Origin of the sequence: Bradyrhizobium sp. SZCCHNR1002 (genome assembly GCF_032381435.1) — a bacterium.
GTDB classification, from domain to species: Bacteria; Pseudomonadota; Alphaproteobacteria; order Rhizobiales; family Xanthobacteraceae; genus Bradyrhizobium; species Bradyrhizobium aeschynomenes.
Window position 1 is genome coordinate 564564 of sequence record NZ_JAUHIS010000003.1, and the last position, 17345, is coordinate 581908.

The following is a 17345-nucleotide window of genomic DNA, read 5'->3' on the forward strand; positions in this document are numbered from 1 at the left end:
GAGACTGCATCATGGCCAAGCGTCCGTTCCTCATTCCCGGCGTCGACAAGCGGCTCCTGATCAAGGATTCGATCAAGGCGATGCCGGACCTCACCCGCCGCCGCTTCATCACCGGCGGCGCCAGCCTGGGCACGCTGACCCTGCTGACCGGCTGCGACGTCGTCGACAGCGACACTGCCGAGGAGCTGCTCAAGAAGGTGTCGAAGTTCAACGACGCCGTGCAGTCCTGGATGTTCAATCCGGACGCGCTGGCGCCGACCTTCCCGGAGAGCGCAATCACAAAACCGTTCCCGTTCAACGCCTACTACACGCTCGACGAGGCGCCGGAGATCGACGCCGCCGACTGGAAGCTCGAGGTCCGCGGCCTCGTCGACAACAAGAAGTCTTGGACGCTCGACGAGCTGCACGCGCTGCCGCAGGTGACGCAGATCACGCGCCATATCTGCGTCGAGGGCTGGAGCGCGATCGGCTCCTGGACCGGCACGCCGCTGCGCGACTTCCTCAAGCTGATCGGCGCCGACACCCGTGCCAAATACGTCTGGTTCAACTGCGCCGACTCCCAGGGCTACAATTCGCCGCTGGACATGCGCACCGCGCTGCATCCGCAGACCCAGATGACCTTCAAGTTCGCGGACCAGATCCTGCCGCGCGCCTACGGCTACCCGATGAAGATCCGCGTCCCCACCAAGCTCGGCTTCAAGAACCCGAAATACGTCGTCGCGATGGAAGTCACTAACGACTACAAGGGCGGCTATTGGGAGGACCAGGGGTACAATTCGTTCAGCGGGAGTTGAGCGCGAGAGCTGATGAAGCCCCGGATCGCCGCCACACCCTCCACTGTCGTCCCGGCCTTGAGCCGGGACCCATACCCACAGGGAGTGGTTCGAGGCAGGCGGCTCATTGGCATTTGGCTCATCACATCCGCCGCGGCGCATGGATCCCGGGTCAAGCCCGGGACGACACCGTGTGTTAGGCGCGGTCTGTGGCTTTCAGCGCTCCGTGGCCTTCAGCTTGTGTTGGAAGGCCGCCATCACGGCGCCGAGCAGCAGCAGCGCGGCCGAGACGTTCAGCGCATAGGTCAGACTGCCCATCGCATCCGTGATCGCGCCGACGGCGAACGGGCCCAAGGTCTGGCCGACGCCGAATGAAATGGTCAGCGCGGCGATCGCGCGCGGCCAGGCGGCTTGCGGCAGGTTGAAGCGGACGAACGCGGTCGTCGCCGTCGTGACCGTCGAGAACGCGATGCCGAACACCGCAGCAGACAGCGTCAGCATGACCGGCGTATGGCTGAGCGCGGGCAGGCCGGCGCCAATGGCGTTGATCGTAAGGATCAGCGCGGTCGGCCAGCCGCCGCGGTCGAGCGCCAGCACGCGGCGCCACACCCAGGGCGTGGTGAATCCGGCGAGTCCGATCAGGCACCAGAACCCGGATTGCGCGGCGGCGCCGCCGCCGAGATCGCGGACATAGGCGATCATGAAGGTGAGATAGGCGATGTAGCCGGCACCGTAGAGGAAGTAGGCGAACAGATAGATCGTCATCGGCCGCAGCGACACGCGATCCGCGCGGCTCTCCGTCGCCGTCGCGTTCGCCGGGATCGGCATCAGCAGCAGCGGCACGATCAGCGCCGCGCCGACGCCTGCGAGCACCGCCCACACGATCCACCAGGAGCCCGGCCCGAACGCCTGCAGCACGAACGGCGCGATCAGGCCGGAGATGACGATGCCAAGCGGCGGACCGGCATAGAACAGGCTGAGCACGAAGCTGGCCTGCGCCGGCCGCGCCAAGGCGACCCGCGCCGCCACGGCACCGCCGGCGACGAGGGCCACGCCGGCGCCGATCCCCGTCACCAGCCGGGCCAGACTGAGGGCTGTGAAGTCGCCGGTCATGGCGCACACCACGAGCGAGGCCAGCGCAGCCAGCGTTCCCCCGCGCACAGCCGCCAGCCCGCCGAAGCGTCTGGCTAGCGGCGCCGCGATCAGGGCGCCGATCAGATAGCCGGCGGCATTGACCGTGTTCATGAAGCCCGCCGCCGAATATGACCAGTGCAGGCTGTCCCGCATGTCCGGCAGCACCAGCGCATAGGCGAAGCGGCCGATGCCGAGACCGATGATGGGCCCGAGCGACAGTATGAGATTGGTCAGCGCCGGACGGGCCGGAAGCGGGGCGGATGGGGGGATCGGCAAGAAATGCTCCGGCGCCACGAAGGTCGGGCCATTCATGCTGTCCGGCCGCGGATTTCGAGCACATTACAGCCCGGTCTGCCGGTACAGAAGACGTGCTGCGGCAATGGTGGCTTGCCAAGGGCGCAGGAGCGCTTTAGCACTCCGCGCGGATTTTAAAGCCGCTCTTCGTCAGCCCGGACTTGCACCGGGCATCCTCGTCCTGTCCGCTCGCCAGAGCACAGGCGCGGATGGCCGGACGAGACCGGTCATGACAACGACCCACGCAAGGATAACGACCATGGCGACCCAGAAGCTCCTGCTGCTGCCCGGCGACGGCATCGGCCCCGAAGTGATGGCCGAGGTGAAGCGTCTCATCGGCTGGCTCAACGGCAAGGGACTTGCTTCGTTCGAGACCGAAGAGGGCCTGGTCGGCGGCGCCGCATACGACGCGCATGGCGCGTCGATCTCGGAAGCCGACATGGACAAGGCCAAGGCGGCCGACGCCATCATCTTCGGCGCCGTCGGTGGTCCGAAGTGGGACGGCGTTCCCTATGAGGTGCGCCCCGAGGCCGGCCTGTTGCGCCTGCGCAAGGATCTCGGCCTGTTCGCGAATCTGCGTCCCGCGGTGTGCTATCCGGCGCTGGCCGATGCCTCCAGCCTGAAGCGCGAGATCGTCGAGGGGCTCGACATCATGATCGTGCGCGAGCTCACCGGCGGCGTGTATTTCGGCGAGCCGAAGACCATCACGGATCTCGGCAACGGCCAGAAGCGCGCCGTCGATACCCAGGTCTACGACACCTATGAGATCGAGCGCATCGCCCGCGTCGCCTTCGACCTCGCGCGCAAGCGCAAGAACAAGGTGACGTCGATGGAGAAGCGCAACGTCATGAAGTCGGGCGTGCTCTGGAACGAGGTCGTCACGGCGGTCCACGCGCGCGAGTACAAGGACGTCACGCTCGAGCACCAGCTCGCCGATTCCGGCGGCATGAACCTCGTGAAGTATCCGAAGATGTTCGACGTCATCGTCACCGACAATCTGTTCGGCGACATGCTGTCCGACATCGCCGCGATGCTGACGGGGTCGCTCGGCATGCTGCCGTCAGCCTCGCTCGGCGAGGTCGACGCCAAGACGCACAAGCGCCGGGCGCTGTACGAGCCGGTGCACGGCTCGGCGCCCGACATCGCCGGCAAGGGCCTGGCGAATCCGATCGCGATGCTGACCTCGTTCGGCATGGCGCTGCGCTACTCCTTCGACATGGGCGCGCTCGCCGACAAGCTCGACGCCGCGATCGCCGCCGTGCTCGCCTCGGGCCTGCGCACCGCCGACATCAAGGCCGAGGGCTCGACCCCGGCGTCGACCACACAGATGGGCGAGGCGATCATCAAGGAGCTGGAGAAGCTCACGGCGTAGGTCGTTGCCCGGCCTCGCAAGGCGAGGCCGGGTCGACATCTGCAGTTCGCCTTCTTTGGTTCGATCGTCTTCCGAGCAAGGGCTGCGTCGCCACTCCCCACGCTCTGGGGGCTGTCTGAGTTTTTCGCGAGTCTGTCTCCACGTCGTCATGCCCGGGCTGCGTCCCGGGCATCCACGTCCTTCCCAGAATGCCGAACGACGTGGATGGCCGGGACGCAGCCCGGCCATGACCGTGTGGAGGGAGCCAAACTCAGGCTTGGATCATCTTATGCAATCGCCCTGCCCCACGCTCCCGATCGCGATTGCGAGCAGCGGGAGGGGAGGTGAGACGGCCGCGCCGTCCTCCCAGGCCGCCGCAGACCTGAGAGGGATCCGCGGCGAAGGCGAGTCCTAGGCGTCGCGCGTGCCACCCGGGACTGCCCGACGGGCGACTCAGCACCGCGCATCGGCGCGATGTGCCTCGACCGCGCGACCTCACCATGCCCTGCATCGTCCGAAATCGGCGGCGTCAAGAAACTAATTTCATTCGCCCATTCAATGCGACCGCCGCTTCCATCCATCGCAGGCCGAAAATTCCACTTTCGCTTTTCCAGAATTCATGTTTTTCTCCCCTCATCCCGCTTCGCCGGCAAGGGGCGTTTCGCGATCGTCACGAGGCGTGAGGCGGGGATGCGGTGGCCGCGAGGGCTCGCAGCACGTCCTTCAACGGCGTGCGGACGAACGAGGCTCTTGCGGACGTGAAGCTGCGTGGTCCTGGCGCCCCGATGCTGGCGCCAAGTCGGAAGGGCGATGATCCCGAAGACGACGGTGGCTACAGGCCGGACACCGGGGAGAGCGCAGAGTAAGCGTGAAAACCATCGCGCAGGGAAGGCCGGGTCGTGCCGGCTGTACCTGTGGTTCCTGCCCCGTGCATTCTTTCCGCACGGGGGCCACGGGCCTCAGCCGAGGCTCGGCCTTCCCTGCGCCCTCGCTTCCGATGAGGGCGAATGTACCGGATCACTCGGACGCCAGAGCGCCGCGAGAACGAGATTGCATGTCGGCGTCATTGCGAGCGAAGCGACGCAATCCAGACTTCCCACAGCGGAGGCCGTCTGGATTGCGTCGCTGCGTTCCTCGCAATGCCGGGAGGCAAGAGCGATGTCGATGGCCTGCTCACAAACGAAAAAGCCGGGCGGAGCCCGGCCTTAAATCATCGGATTGGGTGTTCGAATGACGCCACAGCCCTCAGTAGGGGATCGGAATCCGGGTCGGGTAGCCGCCGAGATCGGACGGCGCCATCAGCGGCTGGCGGTCGATCGGGCGGTTCAGGTTCTCGCGGGCAAAGGACGGATAGCCAACCGCGGGCGGGAAGGCGTAGTCGCTGAACTTGCGGTCGCCCGGCAGCACCTCGGTGCCGCCGTCCAGCCAGGAGCGCTTGCTCACATAGATGCGGGTGCGCGGGCCGGACTGGTAGGAATAGTTCGGTCCGTTGGAGTAGACCACCGTCGAGCGACGCTTGGCGGGGGCGGCATCGGCGGAGGTGACGGCAAGAGTCGTGATGGCAAGACCGGTCGCGGCGATCACCGCCAAGGTCATGACCCGGGTCGCAGAAGAAAATTCAATCATCACGTCCTCTTCCTGGCGCCAAACGGGGCGGGCGCTCGCCATGCGCATGATTTGGCCCGCACAATATCTGGGTCGGCTGTGGCATCACAAGGTCATTCCCGCGACGTCGCCGAAGATAAATTCCGGCTGTGGCGGGAAAGTTGCATCAAAATCCGTCACTTGCCGGGGGCGGATGATGTCCGATCGTGGCCTCGCAGTCGCCGGCAACATGCGGACGCAAATCGCCGCTCAGAAGGTGCCGCGCAGCCGGGGATTGTCGAGGGCCGTGATCCAGTCGTTGAGCGTCTTGGCCACCCCCGTCGCGTCGCAATCGGCGCGCCGCGGCTCGGCCTGGGCGAACAGCTCGGTCAGGGCGGCATCATGGCCGGACGGCGACAGCAGGGTCAGGCGGTTGAGCATGCAGCCGACGGCGGCGCGCCGGGTCTGCAGGGCGACGCCCTGGCAGGACCAGCCGGAGATTCGCAGCGCCGGCACGGCGATCGTCTTCAGAAAGCCCAGGCAGGCGCCCGGGCCGTCCGGAGCGCCGGCCTGACGCAACAGGCTGATCGGGCCAAACCGGCTGTCGATGATGCCGGCCGCCTCGAGCTCGGGCGCAGGACGCCCCATGCGCGCCGCCAGATCGCCGATCGGGTTGCGCATGCCGTCGCGCTCCGGTCCGATCCGGTAAATCTCGATCTCGGCCGCCGACCGGTCCGCCGGCTCGCCCCAGCGCAGCACGTCCTTGCGGCCGCCGGCGGGGTGGGCCAGCATGGTGTAGGTTGCGGATCTGTCGGGCTGGTCGGTGAGGCGCAGCGAAAACGCCGGCACCGCGCCGTCGGCAAGCATCCAGCCTGCCCTGGACGACGGCGTGTCGTCGCCGGCGTCGAGCCGGTTCCAGGCGGCGACGCCGAGCATGGCGATCAACGCCAGCGCTCCCACATAGGCAAACAGGCGCGCAAAGGTGCCGCAGACCTCGTCCGCCACGGCCTTGAGCGCCGGCGAGATGCGAGGATTGCGGGGCGTCGCGGCTGTTCTGGCCGAATCGGGATGCATCGAATGCGATACGTCGTGGTAACGTTGTGTCAGGGACGTTTCTCGCATAGAAGCGCTGCCGCTTCCGTTTCCGCTTGTACGCGCGATCGGCCAAATTTCTTCGGAGAGTGAACGATGGGTTACAAAGTCGCAGTGGTCGGCGCGACCGGCAATGTCGGACGGGAAATGCTCAATATTCTCGATGAGCGCCAATTCCCCGTGGACGAGGTCGTGGCGCTGGCGTCACGCCGCAGCGTCGGTGTCGAGGTGTCGTATGGCGACCGCACCCTGAAGGTCAAAGCGCTCGAGCACTACGATTTTGCCGATGTCGACATCTGCCTGATGTCCGCGGGCGGCTCGGTCTCGAAGGAATGGTCGCCGAAGATCGGCGCCGCCGGGTGTGTCGTGATCGACAATTCCTCGGCCTGGCGCATGGACCCGGACGTGCCGCTGATCGTGCCGGAGGTGAATGCCGACGCGGCCGCGGGCTTCAACAAGAAGAACATCATCGCCAACCCGAACTGCTCGACTGCGCAGCTCGTGGTCGCGCTGAAGCCGCTGCACGACAAGGCCACGATCAAGCGCGTCGTGGTCTCGACCTATCAGTCGGTGTCCGGCGCCGGCAAGGATGCGATGGACGAATTGTTCTCGCAGACCAAGGCCGTCTACACCAACGACGAACTCGTCAACAACAAGTTCCCCAAGCGCATCGCCTTCAACGTCATTCCGCAGATCGACGTCTTCATGGAAGACGGCTTCACCAAGGAAGAGTGGAAGATGATGGCGGAGACCAAGAAGATCCTCGATCCGAAGATCAAGCTGACCGCGACCTGCGTGCGCGTGCCGGTGTTCGTCGGCCACTCCGAGGCGGTCAATGTCGAGTTCGAGAATCCGATCACCGCTGACGAGGCGCGCAACATCCTGCGCAACGCGCCGGGCTGTCTCGTGATCGACAAGCACGAGCCGGGCGGCTACGTGACGCCCTACGAGGCCGCCGGCGAGGACGCCACCTACATCAGCCGCATCCGCGAGGATGGCACCGTCGAGAACGGCCTCGCCTTCTGGTGCGTGTCCGACAATTTGCGCAAGGGCGCCGCGCTGAACGCGATCCAGATCGCCGAAGTGCTGATCAACCGCAAACTGATCACCGCCAAGAAGAAGGCGGCCTGAGAGACGCACGGTGCGCCGTCGCCCGGGTAAGCATCATGGCCGTCGCATATGACAATGGAAGTTTGGGGATCGTCTGTCTCTAAGTCGTCATGGCCGGGCTTGTCCCGGCCATCCACGTCGTTCGGCATACTGAGGACGACGTGGATGCCCGGGACAAGCCCGGGCATGACGGCGTAACTAATCAGAAGGGTCATTCGCCGGGACAGTCCTGGTGGGACGACCGAGCGGTTTCTGGGTGGGGTCGAAATTGGCTGAGAGCAGCAAGACCGAGCCGGCGGCGGGGCAAGTACCCGTGCCGGCCAAGCACGCGCCGGGTCCGCTCGAGCGCGGGCTCGAGGGCTTCCTGTTCAAGAGCCGCTGGCTGATGGCGCCGTTCTATGTCGGCCTCGTCGTCAGCCTCGTGGTGCTGCTGTTCAAGTTCGTGCTGCTGCTGTGGGAGAGCGTCGTGCATCTCCCCACCGCCAAGGAGAGCGACATCATCCTCGGCGTGCTCAGCCTGATCGACGTCTGCCTCACCGGCAATCTCGTGCTGATCGTGGTGTTCTCGGGCTACGAGAATTTCGTCTCGCGCATCGATCCCGGCGGCCATCCGGACTGGCCGGAATGGATGACCAAGGTCGACTTCGCCGGGCTGAAGCAGAAGCTGCTGGCCTCGATCGTCGCGATTTCGGCCATTCAGTTGCTGAAGGCCTTCATGAATCTCGACGCCGGCTACGACTCGGTCAAGCTCGGCTGGCTGGTCGGCGTGCACATGACCTTCGTGGTGTCGACGGTGATGCTGGCGCTGTCCGACCGGTGGTCGGGCGGACATTGACGAGGGGCGAATCGCGAGTAGCCAATGGCGAATGGGGTAGTCGAACTACTCGCTACTCCCTATTCGCTACTCGCCAGCGCGTGCGCTCTTGAATTCCTTGCTCGCCTTGTCGAGCACGAACAGCGAGCCCTCGGACACCCCGAAATAGGCGCCGTGCAGTTGCAGGTCGCCCGCCTCGACCCGGCTGCGCACGAACGGGAAGGTCATGAGGTTCTCGAGGCTGCGGAACACCGCGGCCTTCTCGATCCGGGTGACGAAGTCCTGAAAGCTTTCATGGTCGCGCTGCTCGACGACCTCGCCGGGCTTGATGAACATCGACATCCAGCGGCCGATGAAATCGCCCGGCGACAACGGCGCCGCCTTGTCGACGAAGGCGCGGATGCCGCCGCACTGGGCATGGCCGAGGATCACGATGTGCTTCACCTTCAGCACCGTGACCGCATATTCCAGCGCCGCCGACACGCCGTGGGCGTTGGCGTCGGGCTGATAGATCGGCACCAGATTGGCGATGTTCCGAAGCACGAACAGTTCGCCCGGCCCGACGTCGAAGATCACCTCGGGCGAGACGCGGGAATCGCAGCAGCCGATCACCATGACTTCGGGCGACTGGCCGCGCTCGGACAGCTCCAGATAGCGGCTCTGTTCGGTGGGGAGGCGCTGGGTGGTGAAGGCGCGATAGCCTTCGAGCAGACGTTGCGGAAACGAGATCATGGGCCTTGCCTAAACACATGCGGCCAGCGGGAACAAGCCTTTCGGCCCGGCGGGCGAAATGGTATCGCGGGCCGCCACCATAAACCAAGGGAAACGCCGACATGATCCGCCCGCGCCGCAGCCTCCTGTTCATGCCCGGCTCCAATGCGCGGGCGCTCGAGAAGGGGCGGAACCTGCCTGCCGACGGCCTGATCCTCGATCTCGAGGATTCGGTGGCGCCGGACGCCAAGGCTGCGGCGCGCGAGCAGATCGCCAAGGCGGTGGCCGCCGATGGCTACGGCAAGCGCGAGCTCCTCATTCGTATCAACAGCCTGGACACGTCTTGGTGGAGCGACGACGTCGCGATGGCCGGCCAGACCGCGACCGACGGCATCCTGGTTCCCAAAGTCTCGACCGTCGAGGATCTGCGCATGGTGACCAGCCGCCTTGCCGAGGTCGGCGCCGATCCGGCGCTGAAAGTGTGGGCGATGATCGAGACCGCGCGCGCCGTGCTCGATGCGGACCGCCTCGCGGCCACCGTGCATGAGGAAGGCTCACGGCTTGCCGGCTTCGTGTTCGGACCGAACGACATTTCGCGCGAGACGCGTATCCGGATGCTGCCGGGCCGCGCGACGATGCTGCCGATGATCAGCCATTGCATCCTGGCGACGCGCGCGCACGGGCTGGAAATTCTCGATGGTCCCTACAGCGATTTCGCCAATGCCGATGGCTTCTCGCAGGAATGCATCCAGGCCCGCGATCTCGGCTTTGACGGCAAGACACTGATCCACCCGGGACAGATCGACGCCTGCAACGCGATCTTCACGCCGCCGGCGGCCGAGGTCGCCGAGGCCCGCAAGATCCTCGCCGCGTTCGAGTTGCCCGAGAATGCCTCGCGCGGCGCGATCCAGATCGACGGCCGCATGGTCGAGCGGCTGCACGCCGAGATGGCCCGGCGGACGATCGCGATTGCGGACGCCATCGCGGCGGCGGGGAAGTGAAGTGATCGTCAGCTGCGCTTGAGGCTGAGGATGTAGTTGACGAGGTCGCCGCGCTGCTCGGCCGTCAGGATGACGTTGGGCATCGTCGGGTGGCTGCTCTGCAGGAAGACCTTGAGCGCCAGCTCGGTGGTCGAGGGCATGTTGGCGACGGCGACGAAATCCGGCGCCGTGGTGGTCTGGTTGCGCGCGCCGTTCGCGTCGATGGCGTGGCAGGGGCTGCACCAGGCCTCGGCCAGCCTGCGACCCGCCTGCACGCTGTCCGCGGCCGGCGTGGCGCCGTTGGCATAGTGCAGCCGGATCAGCAGCATCGCGACGAGCGCGAGCAGCAGCGCGGCGCCGATGTGGAGCCAGGTGTTGCGGTGCAGATTCGGCAGGCTCATCGCGTCGCTCCGCTGACGTAGGATGGGGAGGAGGCGATCAGTGCTTGACCGCGCCGGCACCCAGGCGGTCGATGGTCGGCGCGTTGAGGCAGTACTCCTCGTAGTGCGCGCCGCTGGTGCCCGCCGCGAGATCGCGGTGGCAGCGCGGCTTGTCCTTGCACATGGCGCAGACCCGCTCCATGTCGCGCAACACCAGCGGCTCGGCACGCCCCAGCGCGGCCTCGTCGATGCCGAGCGCCTTCAGCATCAAGGGCAGCTCATCGGCGGCGTGCTCGCCGTGGCGGACCAGCTCGTCGAGATCCGAAGGCGTGACCTGCAGGTCCATCGCGATGCGCTCGAAATCGTCGCGGTCGAGCTGCCGCAGCTCGCTGAGCTCGCGACGGTGCCGCAGCCATTGCGCGAACGTGTCGATCAGGAATTGAACGCGGGGATAGGGCTTGGCTTGGGCAGGCATGGCTCGTCTCCGATGATTGCCCGCAATCAATCACCGGGTGGCCGCGTGGACGTTGCGTTAGATCAAGCTGCGGAACAGCCCTGCCACGGCCGCAGACCGTCAGGTGCCGAACCGTTCCGTCGCCCAGGCATAGAGACTGCCCGGAATGGGCGCCTCGCCGCCGCGGCCCTTGGGCGAGATGTGCAGGCCGATGATGCCGGGATCGCTGATCAAACCGGAGAAATCCGACGGGTCGAAGAACGCCTTGGGCTCGGCATGCACGGCATAGAAGCTGCGCTTCGGCAGCGCATGGCGCAGCGAGCCGTGACGGCGGGCCAGCGCCGTCAGCGCGGCCGGGCCGAAGATGGCGACGCGGATGTCGGACAGCCGGTCGGAGTGGCCGCGCAGACGGCGGAGCGCGAAGGTGATCTGGTGGCGGAGCGAGAGCCAGTTCGGCGTCAGCACCTGCTGCGCCATCAGCGCGGTGAATTCGCCGACGATCGGGTCGTCCGGCGGCAAATACAGCACGGAATTGCCGAGCTGCCGCGGCCGCTCCCAGGCGAAAGTGGGCCGTGCGGGATCGATCTCGACCGGCCGCAGCAGCAGGACGTCGGCGTCGAGCCACAGGCCGGCGCGCTGCGCCATCAGCCGCATGCGGAAGAAGTCACTGAACTGCAAGGTGGTCCAGTCGCGCCAGCTGCCATCCGGTTGCGGCGGCCTCAGACGTTCGGAGAACGCATAAGGCAGGATCGCCTCGGCCTCGGCATTGCCGACGCCGTCGGGCAATCCGTGCAGGGGATCGAAGCTGTAGACCGTGACCTTGTGGCCGGCCGCGAGTTGCGAACGCAGGCAGGTCTGCCGCAGCCGGTCGAGCGGTCCGCGCCAGAACGTCACGACCTCGGGCAAGACGCGCGTCAATGGCAGACCTGTGCTGGGCGGGGGACTCGAAACAAGGCCCCGGACGCCTGGTCCGGGGCCCGCGAACTCTGGCGTTGAGCGCGGGATCAGGCCCAGGCGCGCTCGGCGAGCTTTGCCTCGTAGCTGTCGATCGAGGCCTTCTTCTCCAGCGTCAGGCCGATGTCGTCGAGCCCGTTGAGCAGGCAGTGCTTGCGGAACGGGTCGATCTCGAACTTGACCGTGCCGCCGTCGGGACCGCGGATTTCCTGGGCGGCGAGGTCGACCGTCAAGGTCGCGTTGGCGCCGCGCTCGGCGTCGTCGAACAGCTTGTCGAGATCGGCTTGGGACACGCGGATCGGAAGAATGCCGTTCTTGAAGCAGTTATTGTAGAAAATGTCGCCGAACGAGGTCGAGATCACGCAGCGGATGCCGAAGTCGAGCAGCGCCCAGGGGGCGTGCTCGCGGCTCGAACCGCAGCCGAAATTGTCGCCGGCGACCAGGATCTTGGAATTGCGGTAGGCCGGCTGGTTGAGCACGAAATCCGGATTCTCGCTGCCGTCGTCCTTGTAGCGCTGCTCCGAGAACAGGCCCTTGCCGAGGCCGGTGCGCTTGATGGTCTTCAGGTACTGCTTGGGGATGATCATGTCGGTGTCGACATTGATGATCTTCAGCGGCGCGGCGACGCCTTCCAGCGTGGTGAACTTGTCCATCGGGGAGCACCTTCGAGAATTCAAGCAGGCCGCTGTTTAGCCCGATTGGCCGGGCGGATAAAGTCAAAATCCCCGGGACGCCCAGTCCGGCGGCTCAGTCGGCGGCCGCCTCGATGGCTTCCATGTCGTCGTCGGACATTCCGAAATGGTGGCCGATCTCGTGAATCAGCACGTGGCGGACGATGTGGCCGAGGCTCTCGTCGTGCTCGGCCCAGTAGTCGAGGATCGGCCGGCGGTAGAGCCAGATCATGTTGGGCAGGCGCGGCAGGTCGTCATTGCTGCGGAACGGCAGCCCGGTGCCCTGGAACAGGCCGAGCAGGTCGAACTCGCTCTCGGCGTCCATCTCGTCGAGCACCTCCTCCGTGGGGAAGTCGTCGATCCGGATGATGACGCCCTCGCACATCCTGCGGAAATGCGCGGGCAGCCGCTCGAACACCTCATGTGCCATGGCTTCCATGTCGGCGAGCGAGGGGGCTTTCAGATCTGTCCACATTGCCGCCTTCTAGCCCGGCTTTGATCATCTTGCACCTTGGTTCTATGACATGTGCGGCGGCAGCCGTTGACGCGAGGGGTGAAAACGGCGCACCGTCGCGGCGCGATTTGGGTTTGGGGGACGCATGAGACAGATGTCGATGATGCTGGCCGGCACGGCGCTGGCCGCGGCGGTCGTGATCTCGATTTCGGCCGGAGCGCAGGCCGGGCAGGCGGCCGGCGCGCAGGTCCAGGCGACTCGGAGCGATCAGGTGACCGATCTCTCTGCGCAGCGACGGTCGCGCCGCATTCCCATCTATCCGCGTGACGAGGGCCATTGGCAGCCCGACGTGGTGCCGCGGTACAATCCGGGGCCGAACGCGGTGCGGGTTTGTGACGCGACCTATGTGCAGGAGCGCCGGCCCAGCGGCACCGTGATCGTCCCGCAAATGAGCTGCGTCTGGCGGCGTGGGTGAGGCGTCGCTTCGTGCACCGGCTCGCGCGAGTGGCCTCGCCAGTTCCAGCGTGACGACGCCGACACAGTGCCGATATGTCGCGCGGTGCGGCGGAACCGCGCGCGGCGTTTCGGCATTCTGCTCCGGCGCAGGTCTTCATGTCCCATTCACGTCGCTCGTTCGAGACTGATCTGCGTCGTGCCGCGGCGACCGTCATGAGTAGGCGGAGCTCGGTGCCCGACGTGATGTCAGGCGATCGAAGGAGAAGTTCATGACTGTGATGAAGCTGTTGGGCATCGCGGCGGTTGGCGCCGTGCTGGCGTTCGCCGCGCCTGCGCACCGCGCAGAGGCGCTGTCGCTGATCAATCCGGGCGCCGCGACGGCAGTGCAGCAGGGCACGGCGCAGGAGACGACTCAGGCACACTGGCATGGCCGGCGCCATTGGCATCCCCGGCGTCACTACTATCCCCGCTATCACTACTATCCGCGCCACCATTGGCGTGGCCACCATTACGGTCGCCGCCACCACCACGGCCGCTGGTGAACTGCGCTTCCCCGCAGGATCGATGGGATGATAGAAGTCAGCAGGCCCGCGATGCGGGCCTGTCTGCTGACAGGGGGCTGGCAAGAGGGTGCCAAGGGGGTGCCATGACAGCGTCAGTCACCAACGCGTCGATCGGGACACCGTCGTCGACCAAGAACGTGTCGACCAAAAAGGTCCCGATCAACAAGGCTTGGTTCAGGATCGGCATCGTCACGGCGGCGATTCTGCTCGCAAGCTCAGCGGCAACGTCTCCCGTCGCAGCGGCCAGCGACGGATGGCCATCGGGCCGCCGGACGATCGCTGCGCATGTCCTCGCGGAACCGCAATTCGGTGCGCGGAGATCTGCCAAGGCAGCAACGGTCACGCCTCGATATCACGGCCGTCCGACGGACTACGCACCGGCCTATCGGCCGGGGGCGTTCATTCTGGTCACTCCATTCTTCGACTAGAAGCACAAGCTGCGACACACATGTCGTTCGCGGCGCGGCAAGGTCGCGTGACGGAACGCTTCCGAAAGGCGTCGAAGCGAGCCTGATCAGCCAACGTCGCTGGCGCGTTCGATCATCCTCGGCGGCGAGATCACGTCGACGCTCATCCGTCATCTCCTTTGCCGCGACGCCACGCCGCAGATGCGCGCGCTGCGTGCATCATTCATGCCGCATTCACGTCGCTATCTCTACGTTCATGTCGGGGGTGCGCCAATCCACCGATCGGACGACCAGCATCGGCGCTGCACGGGTCCATCGTTGCACACAGCATTCAGGGAGAAGGGACCATGATGAGGATGAAGGACCAGCGCGCTGGTCTTGCTCGTCGCCTCAGTCTTGCGGCGGCAGCGTTGTTTGTCTTGGCGGGTGCGTCCGGTCGTCCCGCGTCAGCCATGTCTCCAATAGCGCCAGGCGCCGGACCTGCGACACAGGCGCCGTCTGACGCTCTGACCGTTCAGGTGCGTGGCCCCGGCCCCGGTGGTCATGGCGGCGGTGGCGGACATCATGGCGGCGGCTTCCATGGCGGTGGAGGTGGCGGCTTCCATGGTGGCGGCGGTGGCGGCTTCCGCGCAGGCCCGGCCTTTCACGGCGGCGGCGGTGGACCGGCCTTCCACGGTGGCGGCGCCATGTTCAGAGGCGGCGGCGCTCCGGCGTTCCATGGCGGAGGTGGTCACGCGTTCGGGGGCGGTCCACGTCCCGTGTTCCACGGTGGCGGCCCGGCGTTTCACGGCGGAGGCCCGCGACCGGTGTTCTACGGCGGCGGCTATCATCATCGCCCGCACTACGGCTATCGGCCGTACTTCCACCATCACCGCCGGCACTTCTACGGCTATCGCAGCTACTACACTCCGACCTACACGACGGCCTATTACTATCCCTATCGCCGCTGCCGTATCGTCTACACCTATTACGGCCCGCGCCGCATCTGCCACCACAGGCACTGGAACCGTCATCACTGGCGCCCGCATCACCGGTGGCATCATCGTCACCACCGGCATCACTGGCGCTACTACTGACGAACCGAGCGCCTGACGGAGACATCGAAGGACGCCCACCGGCGTCCTTCTCTCGTTTTGGGCAGCGGCTTCTACGTTGCGGTTAGAGCCAGTCCTTGAGCTGCCAGTTCTTCACCGACAATTTCCACGGCACCAACGTTTCCAGGCGCCATCTGGCGAAGCGGCCCGGAGGCCAATTCGACAGCCGTCGCTCGTCCTTTGGTGCTTCGGGCTTGGCGATGATCTTGGCGGGCGGAGTCTTGCGGCGCTGGCGCGTTGCGTCGCGGATGAGGTCGACGTATTCCGGCTTATTGGCCATGTCAAGCTCCCTCGGCACGTCCCTGCAGACGCGGTGCGTCCGACGGTAGGATTGTGCGTGAGGACATTTAAGAAGCCCTTGCGGAGCTATTTCGACGTTGAGTCAAAATGAACAACGCGGCGGCTTCTTTCGAAACCGTCGCGCTTGTTCGGAGATTGGTTGGTGCAGGATGGCCGCATACACCAACGAGGGGACGGATCAGCGCCAGTCGCGCACGTCGACGAAGTGGCCGGCGATCGCGGCGGCCGCGGCCATCGCGGGCGACACCAGATGGGTGCGGCCCTTGAAGCCCTGGCGGCCCTCGAAGTTGCGGTTCGAGGTCGAGGCGCAGCGCTCTTCCGGCGCCAGCTTGTCCGGGTTCATGGCGAGGCACATCGAGCAGCCCGGCTCGCGCCATTCGAAGCCGGCCTTGATGAAGATCTTGTCCAGACCCTCCGCCTCGGCCTGCTCCTTCACGATGCCCGAGCCCGGCACGACCATCGCGTTGACGTGGCCCGACACGGTCTTGCCCTCGGCGATCTTGGCGGCGGCGCGCAGATCCTCGATGCGGCCGTTGGTGCAGGAGCCGATGAAGACCCGGTCGAGCTTGATGTCGGTGATCTTCGTGCCCGCGGTCAGGCCCATGTATTTCAGCGCGCGATGCTTGGAGATGCGCTTGGCCTCATCAGTGATCTTGTCCGGATCCGGCACCACGCCGGTGATCGAGATCACGTCCTCGGGCGAGGTGCCCCAGGTCACGATCGGCGGCAGCTTGGCGGCGTCGAGGCGCAGCTCGTGGTCGAAATGCGCGCCCTCGTCGGAGCGCAGCGTTTCCCAGTAGCGCATCGCCGCATCCCAGGCTGCGCCCTGCGGCGCCTTGGGACGGCCGCGCAGGAAGTCGTAGGCCTTCTCGTCCGGCGCGACCAGGCCGGCGCGGGCGCCGCCCTCGATCGACATGTTGCAGACGGTCATGCGGCCTTCCATCGACAGCGCGCGGATCGCCTCGCCGGCGTATTCGAGCACGTAGCCGGTGCCGCCGGCGGTGCCGATCTCGCCGATGATGGCGAGGATGATGTCCTTGCCCGTCACGCCGTCCGGCAGCTTGCCGTCGACGGTGACGCGCATGTTCTTCGCCTTCTTCTGGATCAAGGTCTGCGTCGCCAGCACGTGCTCTACCTCGGAGGTGCCGATGCCATGCGCCAGCGCGCCGAACGCGCCGTGAGTCGAGGTGTGGCTGTCACCGCAGACGATCGTGGTGCCGGGCAGCGTAAAACCCTGCTCCGGGCCGATCACGTGGACGATGCCCTGGCGGCGGTCGAACTCGTTGTAATATTCGATGCCGAAGTCCTTGGCGTTCTCGGCCAGCGTCTTGATCTGCTCGATGCTCTCCGGATCCGGGTTCGGCTTGGAGCGGTCGGTGGTCGGCACGTTGTGATCGACCACGGCCAGCGTCTTTTCCGGCGCGTGCACCTTGCGGCCGGTCATGCGCAGGCCTTCGAAGGCCTGCGGCGAGGTGACCTCGTGGACCAGATGGCGGTCGATGTAGAGCAGGCAGGTGCCGTCCTCGGCTTCGTGCACCAGATGGTCGTTCCAGATCTTGTCGTACAGGGTGGTCGGCTTCGACATGAGCGAATGCTCCCGGGAATTGAAGGTTTGAAACTGAGCGCGTGACCGGCACGCGCGAACAATCAGGAAGAAGGCGCTGCGGCTTACAGCGCGCGCCTAAGCTCGGAGGTCGCTGACGTCGCGAACCGTCCGAAGAACCGCCCGGGCAGCCGGCTATGATCGTCGATGACGACGCGGCGGCAGG

20 protein-coding genes are annotated in these 17345 nt (G+C 66.0%); 9 read left to right on the plus strand and 11 right to left on the minus strand.

The genetic code is table 11. From position 1 onward, the window contains the following. Positions 1-11 precede the first annotated feature (11 nt). Entirely contained in the window at positions 12-794 is a 783-nt protein-coding gene (locus QX108_RS18855) for a molybdopterin-binding protein (RefSeq protein ID WP_315781234.1), read from the plus strand. Positions 795-989: 195 nt separating this feature from the next. On the opposite strand, the gene QX108_RS18860 is transcribed toward QX108_RS18855, so the two are convergent. Continuing rightward, the gene (locus tag QX108_RS18860; protein WP_315781236.1) at positions 990-2183 is read right to left on the minus strand and encodes a YbfB/YjiJ family MFS transporter; all 1194 of its coding nucleotides are present in this window, start codon (positions 2181-2183) and stop codon (positions 990-992) included. A gap of 277 nt (positions 2184-2460) precedes the next feature. On the opposite strand from QX108_RS18860, the gene leuB reads away from it, so the two are divergent. Next, positions 2461-3573 carry a 3-isopropylmalate dehydrogenase gene (gene leuB / locus QX108_RS18865; protein ID WP_315781238.1) on the plus strand — a complete coding sequence of 371 codons (1113 nt, stop codon included), beginning with the start codon at positions 2461-2463 and terminating at the stop codon, positions 3571-3573. 1224 nt (positions 3574-4797) lie between these two features. Here the strand turns inward: leuB and QX108_RS18870 are convergent. Next, complete coding sequence (locus QX108_RS18870) at positions 4798-5178, minus strand: hypothetical protein (protein WP_315723539.1); 381 nt, start codon at positions 5176-5178, stop codon at positions 4798-4800. Between the two features lie 228 nt (positions 5179-5406). Beyond that, positions 5407-6210 carry a hypothetical protein gene (locus QX108_RS18875; RefSeq protein WP_315723541.1) on the minus strand — a complete coding sequence of 268 codons (804 nt, stop codon included), beginning with the start codon at positions 6208-6210 and terminating at the stop codon, positions 5407-5409. A 114-nt stretch (positions 6211-6324) separates the two neighbouring features. On the opposite strand from QX108_RS18875, the gene QX108_RS18880 reads away from it, so the two are divergent. After that, positions 6325-7359, plus strand: coding sequence for an aspartate-semialdehyde dehydrogenase (locus QX108_RS18880; protein ID WP_315781240.1), 1035 nt, complete (start codon positions 6325-6327; stop codon positions 7357-7359). A 247-nt stretch (positions 7360-7606) separates the two neighbouring features. Next, positions 7607-8173 (plus strand): TIGR00645 family protein, encoded by a 567-nt coding sequence (locus tag QX108_RS18885; RefSeq protein ID WP_315781242.1) that lies wholly within the window; start codon positions 7607-7609, stop codon positions 8171-8173. A gap of 66 nt (positions 8174-8239) precedes the next feature. Here the strand turns inward: QX108_RS18885 and QX108_RS18890 are convergent, their stop codons facing one another. Further along, complete coding sequence (locus QX108_RS18890) at positions 8240-8884, minus strand: carbonic anhydrase (RefSeq protein ID WP_315723546.1); 645 nt, start codon at positions 8882-8884, stop codon at positions 8240-8242. Positions 8885-8985: 101 nt separating this feature from the next. Here QX108_RS18890 and QX108_RS18895 point away from each other — a divergent pair, with 101 nt between their 5' ends. Then, complete coding sequence (locus QX108_RS18895) at positions 8986-9864, plus strand: CoA ester lyase (RefSeq protein WP_315781244.1); 879 nt, start codon at positions 8986-8988, stop codon at positions 9862-9864. A gap of 8 nt (positions 9865-9872) precedes the next feature. Here QX108_RS18895 and QX108_RS18900 read toward each other — a convergent pair whose 3' ends face one another. From QX108_RS18900 to QX108_RS18920, 5 genes are all read right to left on the minus strand, one after another. After that, positions 9873-10244, minus strand: a complete 372-nt coding sequence (locus tag QX108_RS18900) for a cytochrome c (RefSeq protein WP_315723550.1) — start codon at positions 10242-10244, stop codon at positions 9873-9875. Between the two features lie 37 nt (positions 10245-10281). Further along, positions 10282-10698: a hypothetical protein gene (locus QX108_RS18905; RefSeq protein WP_315723552.1), complete on the minus strand. Its 417-nt coding sequence runs from the start codon at positions 10696-10698 to the stop codon at positions 10282-10284. Positions 10699-10797: 99 nt separating this feature from the next. After that, positions 10798-11595, minus strand: coding sequence for a hypothetical protein (locus QX108_RS18910; RefSeq protein WP_315781247.1), 798 nt, complete (start codon positions 11593-11595; stop codon positions 10798-10800). A gap of 86 nt (positions 11596-11681) precedes the next feature. Then, positions 11682-12284, minus strand: a complete 603-nt coding sequence (gene leuD, locus QX108_RS18915; protein ID WP_172112948.1) for a 3-isopropylmalate dehydratase small subunit — start codon at positions 12282-12284, stop codon at positions 11682-11684. A 94-nt stretch (positions 12285-12378) separates the two neighbouring features. Continuing rightward, positions 12379-12777: a metallopeptidase family protein gene (locus QX108_RS18920; RefSeq protein WP_315723558.1), complete on the minus strand. Its 399-nt coding sequence runs from the start codon at positions 12775-12777 to the stop codon at positions 12379-12381. Between the two features lie 142 nt (positions 12778-12919). On the opposite strand from QX108_RS18920, the gene QX108_RS18925 reads away from it, so the two are divergent. From QX108_RS18925 to QX108_RS18940, 4 genes are all read left to right on the plus strand, one after another. Further along, the gene (locus QX108_RS18925; RefSeq protein ID WP_315726542.1) at positions 12920-13231 is read left to right on the plus strand and encodes a hypothetical protein; all 312 of its coding nucleotides are present in this window, start codon (positions 12920-12922) and stop codon (positions 13229-13231) included. A gap of 250 nt (positions 13232-13481) precedes the next feature. Beyond that, entirely contained in the window at positions 13482-13754 is a 273-nt protein-coding gene (locus tag QX108_RS18930; RefSeq protein WP_315723560.1) for a hypothetical protein, read from the plus strand. 104 nt (positions 13755-13858) lie between these two features. Further along, positions 13859-14203 carry a hypothetical protein gene (locus QX108_RS18935; protein ID WP_315781250.1) on the plus strand — a complete coding sequence of 115 codons (345 nt, stop codon included), beginning with the start codon at positions 13859-13861 and terminating at the stop codon, positions 14201-14203. A 326-nt stretch (positions 14204-14529) separates the two neighbouring features. Continuing rightward, positions 14530-15258: a hypothetical protein gene (locus QX108_RS18940; protein WP_315723564.1), complete on the plus strand. Its 729-nt coding sequence runs from the start codon at positions 14530-14532 to the stop codon at positions 15256-15258. Positions 15259-15340: 82 nt separating this feature from the next. On the opposite strand, the gene QX108_RS18945 is transcribed toward QX108_RS18940, so the two are convergent. Then, on the minus strand, positions 15341-15556 hold the full coding sequence (locus tag QX108_RS18945; protein ID WP_172112943.1) for a hypothetical protein: 216 nt from the start codon (positions 15554-15556) through the stop codon (positions 15341-15343). Positions 15557-15754: 198 nt separating this feature from the next. Continuing rightward, entirely contained in the window at positions 15755-17161 is a 1407-nt protein-coding gene (gene leuC / locus QX108_RS18950; protein WP_009025886.1) for a 3-isopropylmalate dehydratase large subunit, read from the minus strand. Between the last annotated feature and the right edge of the window lie 184 nt (positions 17162-17345).

What these genes read in the sequence shown, in the direction of transcription:
- QX108_RS18855 (WP_315781234.1), top strand. Translation starts at nt 12, where the DNA reads ATGGCCAAGCGTCCGTTCCTCATTCCCGGCGTCGACAAGCGGCTCCTG.
- QX108_RS18940 (WP_315723564.1), top strand. Translation starts at nt 14,530, where the DNA reads ATGATGAGGATGAAGGACCAGCGCGCTGGTCTTGCTCGTCGCCTCAGT.
- QX108_RS18895 (WP_315781244.1), top strand. Translation starts at nt 8,986, where the DNA reads ATGATCCGCCCGCGCCGCAGCCTCCTGTTCATGCCCGGCTCCAATGCG.
- leuD (WP_172112948.1), bottom strand. Translation starts at nt 12,284, where the DNA reads ATGGACAAGTTCACCACGCTGGAAGGCGTCGCCGCGCCGCTGAAGATC.
- QX108_RS18930 (WP_315723560.1), top strand. Translation starts at nt 13,482, where the DNA reads ATGACTGTGATGAAGCTGTTGGGCATCGCGGCGGTTGGCGCCGTGCTG.
- QX108_RS18925 (WP_315726542.1), top strand. Translation starts at nt 12,920, where the DNA reads ATGCTGGCCGGCACGGCGCTGGCCGCGGCGGTCGTGATCTCGATTTCG.
- leuB (WP_315781238.1), top strand. Translation starts at nt 2,461, where the DNA reads ATGGCGACCCAGAAGCTCCTGCTGCTGCCCGGCGACGGCATCGGCCCC.
- QX108_RS18945 (WP_172112943.1), bottom strand. Translation starts at nt 15,556, where the DNA reads ATGGCCAATAAGCCGGAATACGTCGACCTCATCCGCGACGCAACGCGC.
- QX108_RS18905 (WP_315723552.1), bottom strand. Translation starts at nt 10,698, where the DNA reads ATGCCTGCCCAAGCCAAGCCCTATCCCCGCGTTCAATTCCTGATCGAC.
- QX108_RS18875 (WP_315723541.1), bottom strand. Translation starts at nt 6,210, where the DNA reads ATGCATCCCGATTCGGCCAGAACAGCCGCGACGCCCCGCAATCCTCGC.
- leuC (WP_009025886.1), bottom strand. Translation starts at nt 17,161, where the DNA reads ATGTCGAAGCCGACCACCCTGTACGACAAGATCTGGAACGACCATCTG.
- QX108_RS18920 (WP_315723558.1), bottom strand. Translation starts at nt 12,777, where the DNA reads ATGTGGACAGATCTGAAAGCCCCCTCGCTCGCCGACATGGAAGCCATG.
- QX108_RS18935 (WP_315781250.1), top strand. Translation starts at nt 13,859, where the DNA reads ATGACAGCGTCAGTCACCAACGCGTCGATCGGGACACCGTCGTCGACC.
- QX108_RS18900 (WP_315723550.1), bottom strand. Translation starts at nt 10,244, where the DNA reads ATGAGCCTGCCGAATCTGCACCGCAACACCTGGCTCCACATCGGCGCC.
- QX108_RS18890 (WP_315723546.1), bottom strand. Translation starts at nt 8,884, where the DNA reads ATGATCTCGTTTCCGCAACGTCTGCTCGAAGGCTATCGCGCCTTCACC.
- QX108_RS18880 (WP_315781240.1), top strand. Translation starts at nt 6,325, where the DNA reads ATGGGTTACAAAGTCGCAGTGGTCGGCGCGACCGGCAATGTCGGACGG.
- QX108_RS18870 (WP_315723539.1), bottom strand. Translation starts at nt 5,178, where the DNA reads ATGATTGAATTTTCTTCTGCGACCCGGGTCATGACCTTGGCGGTGATC.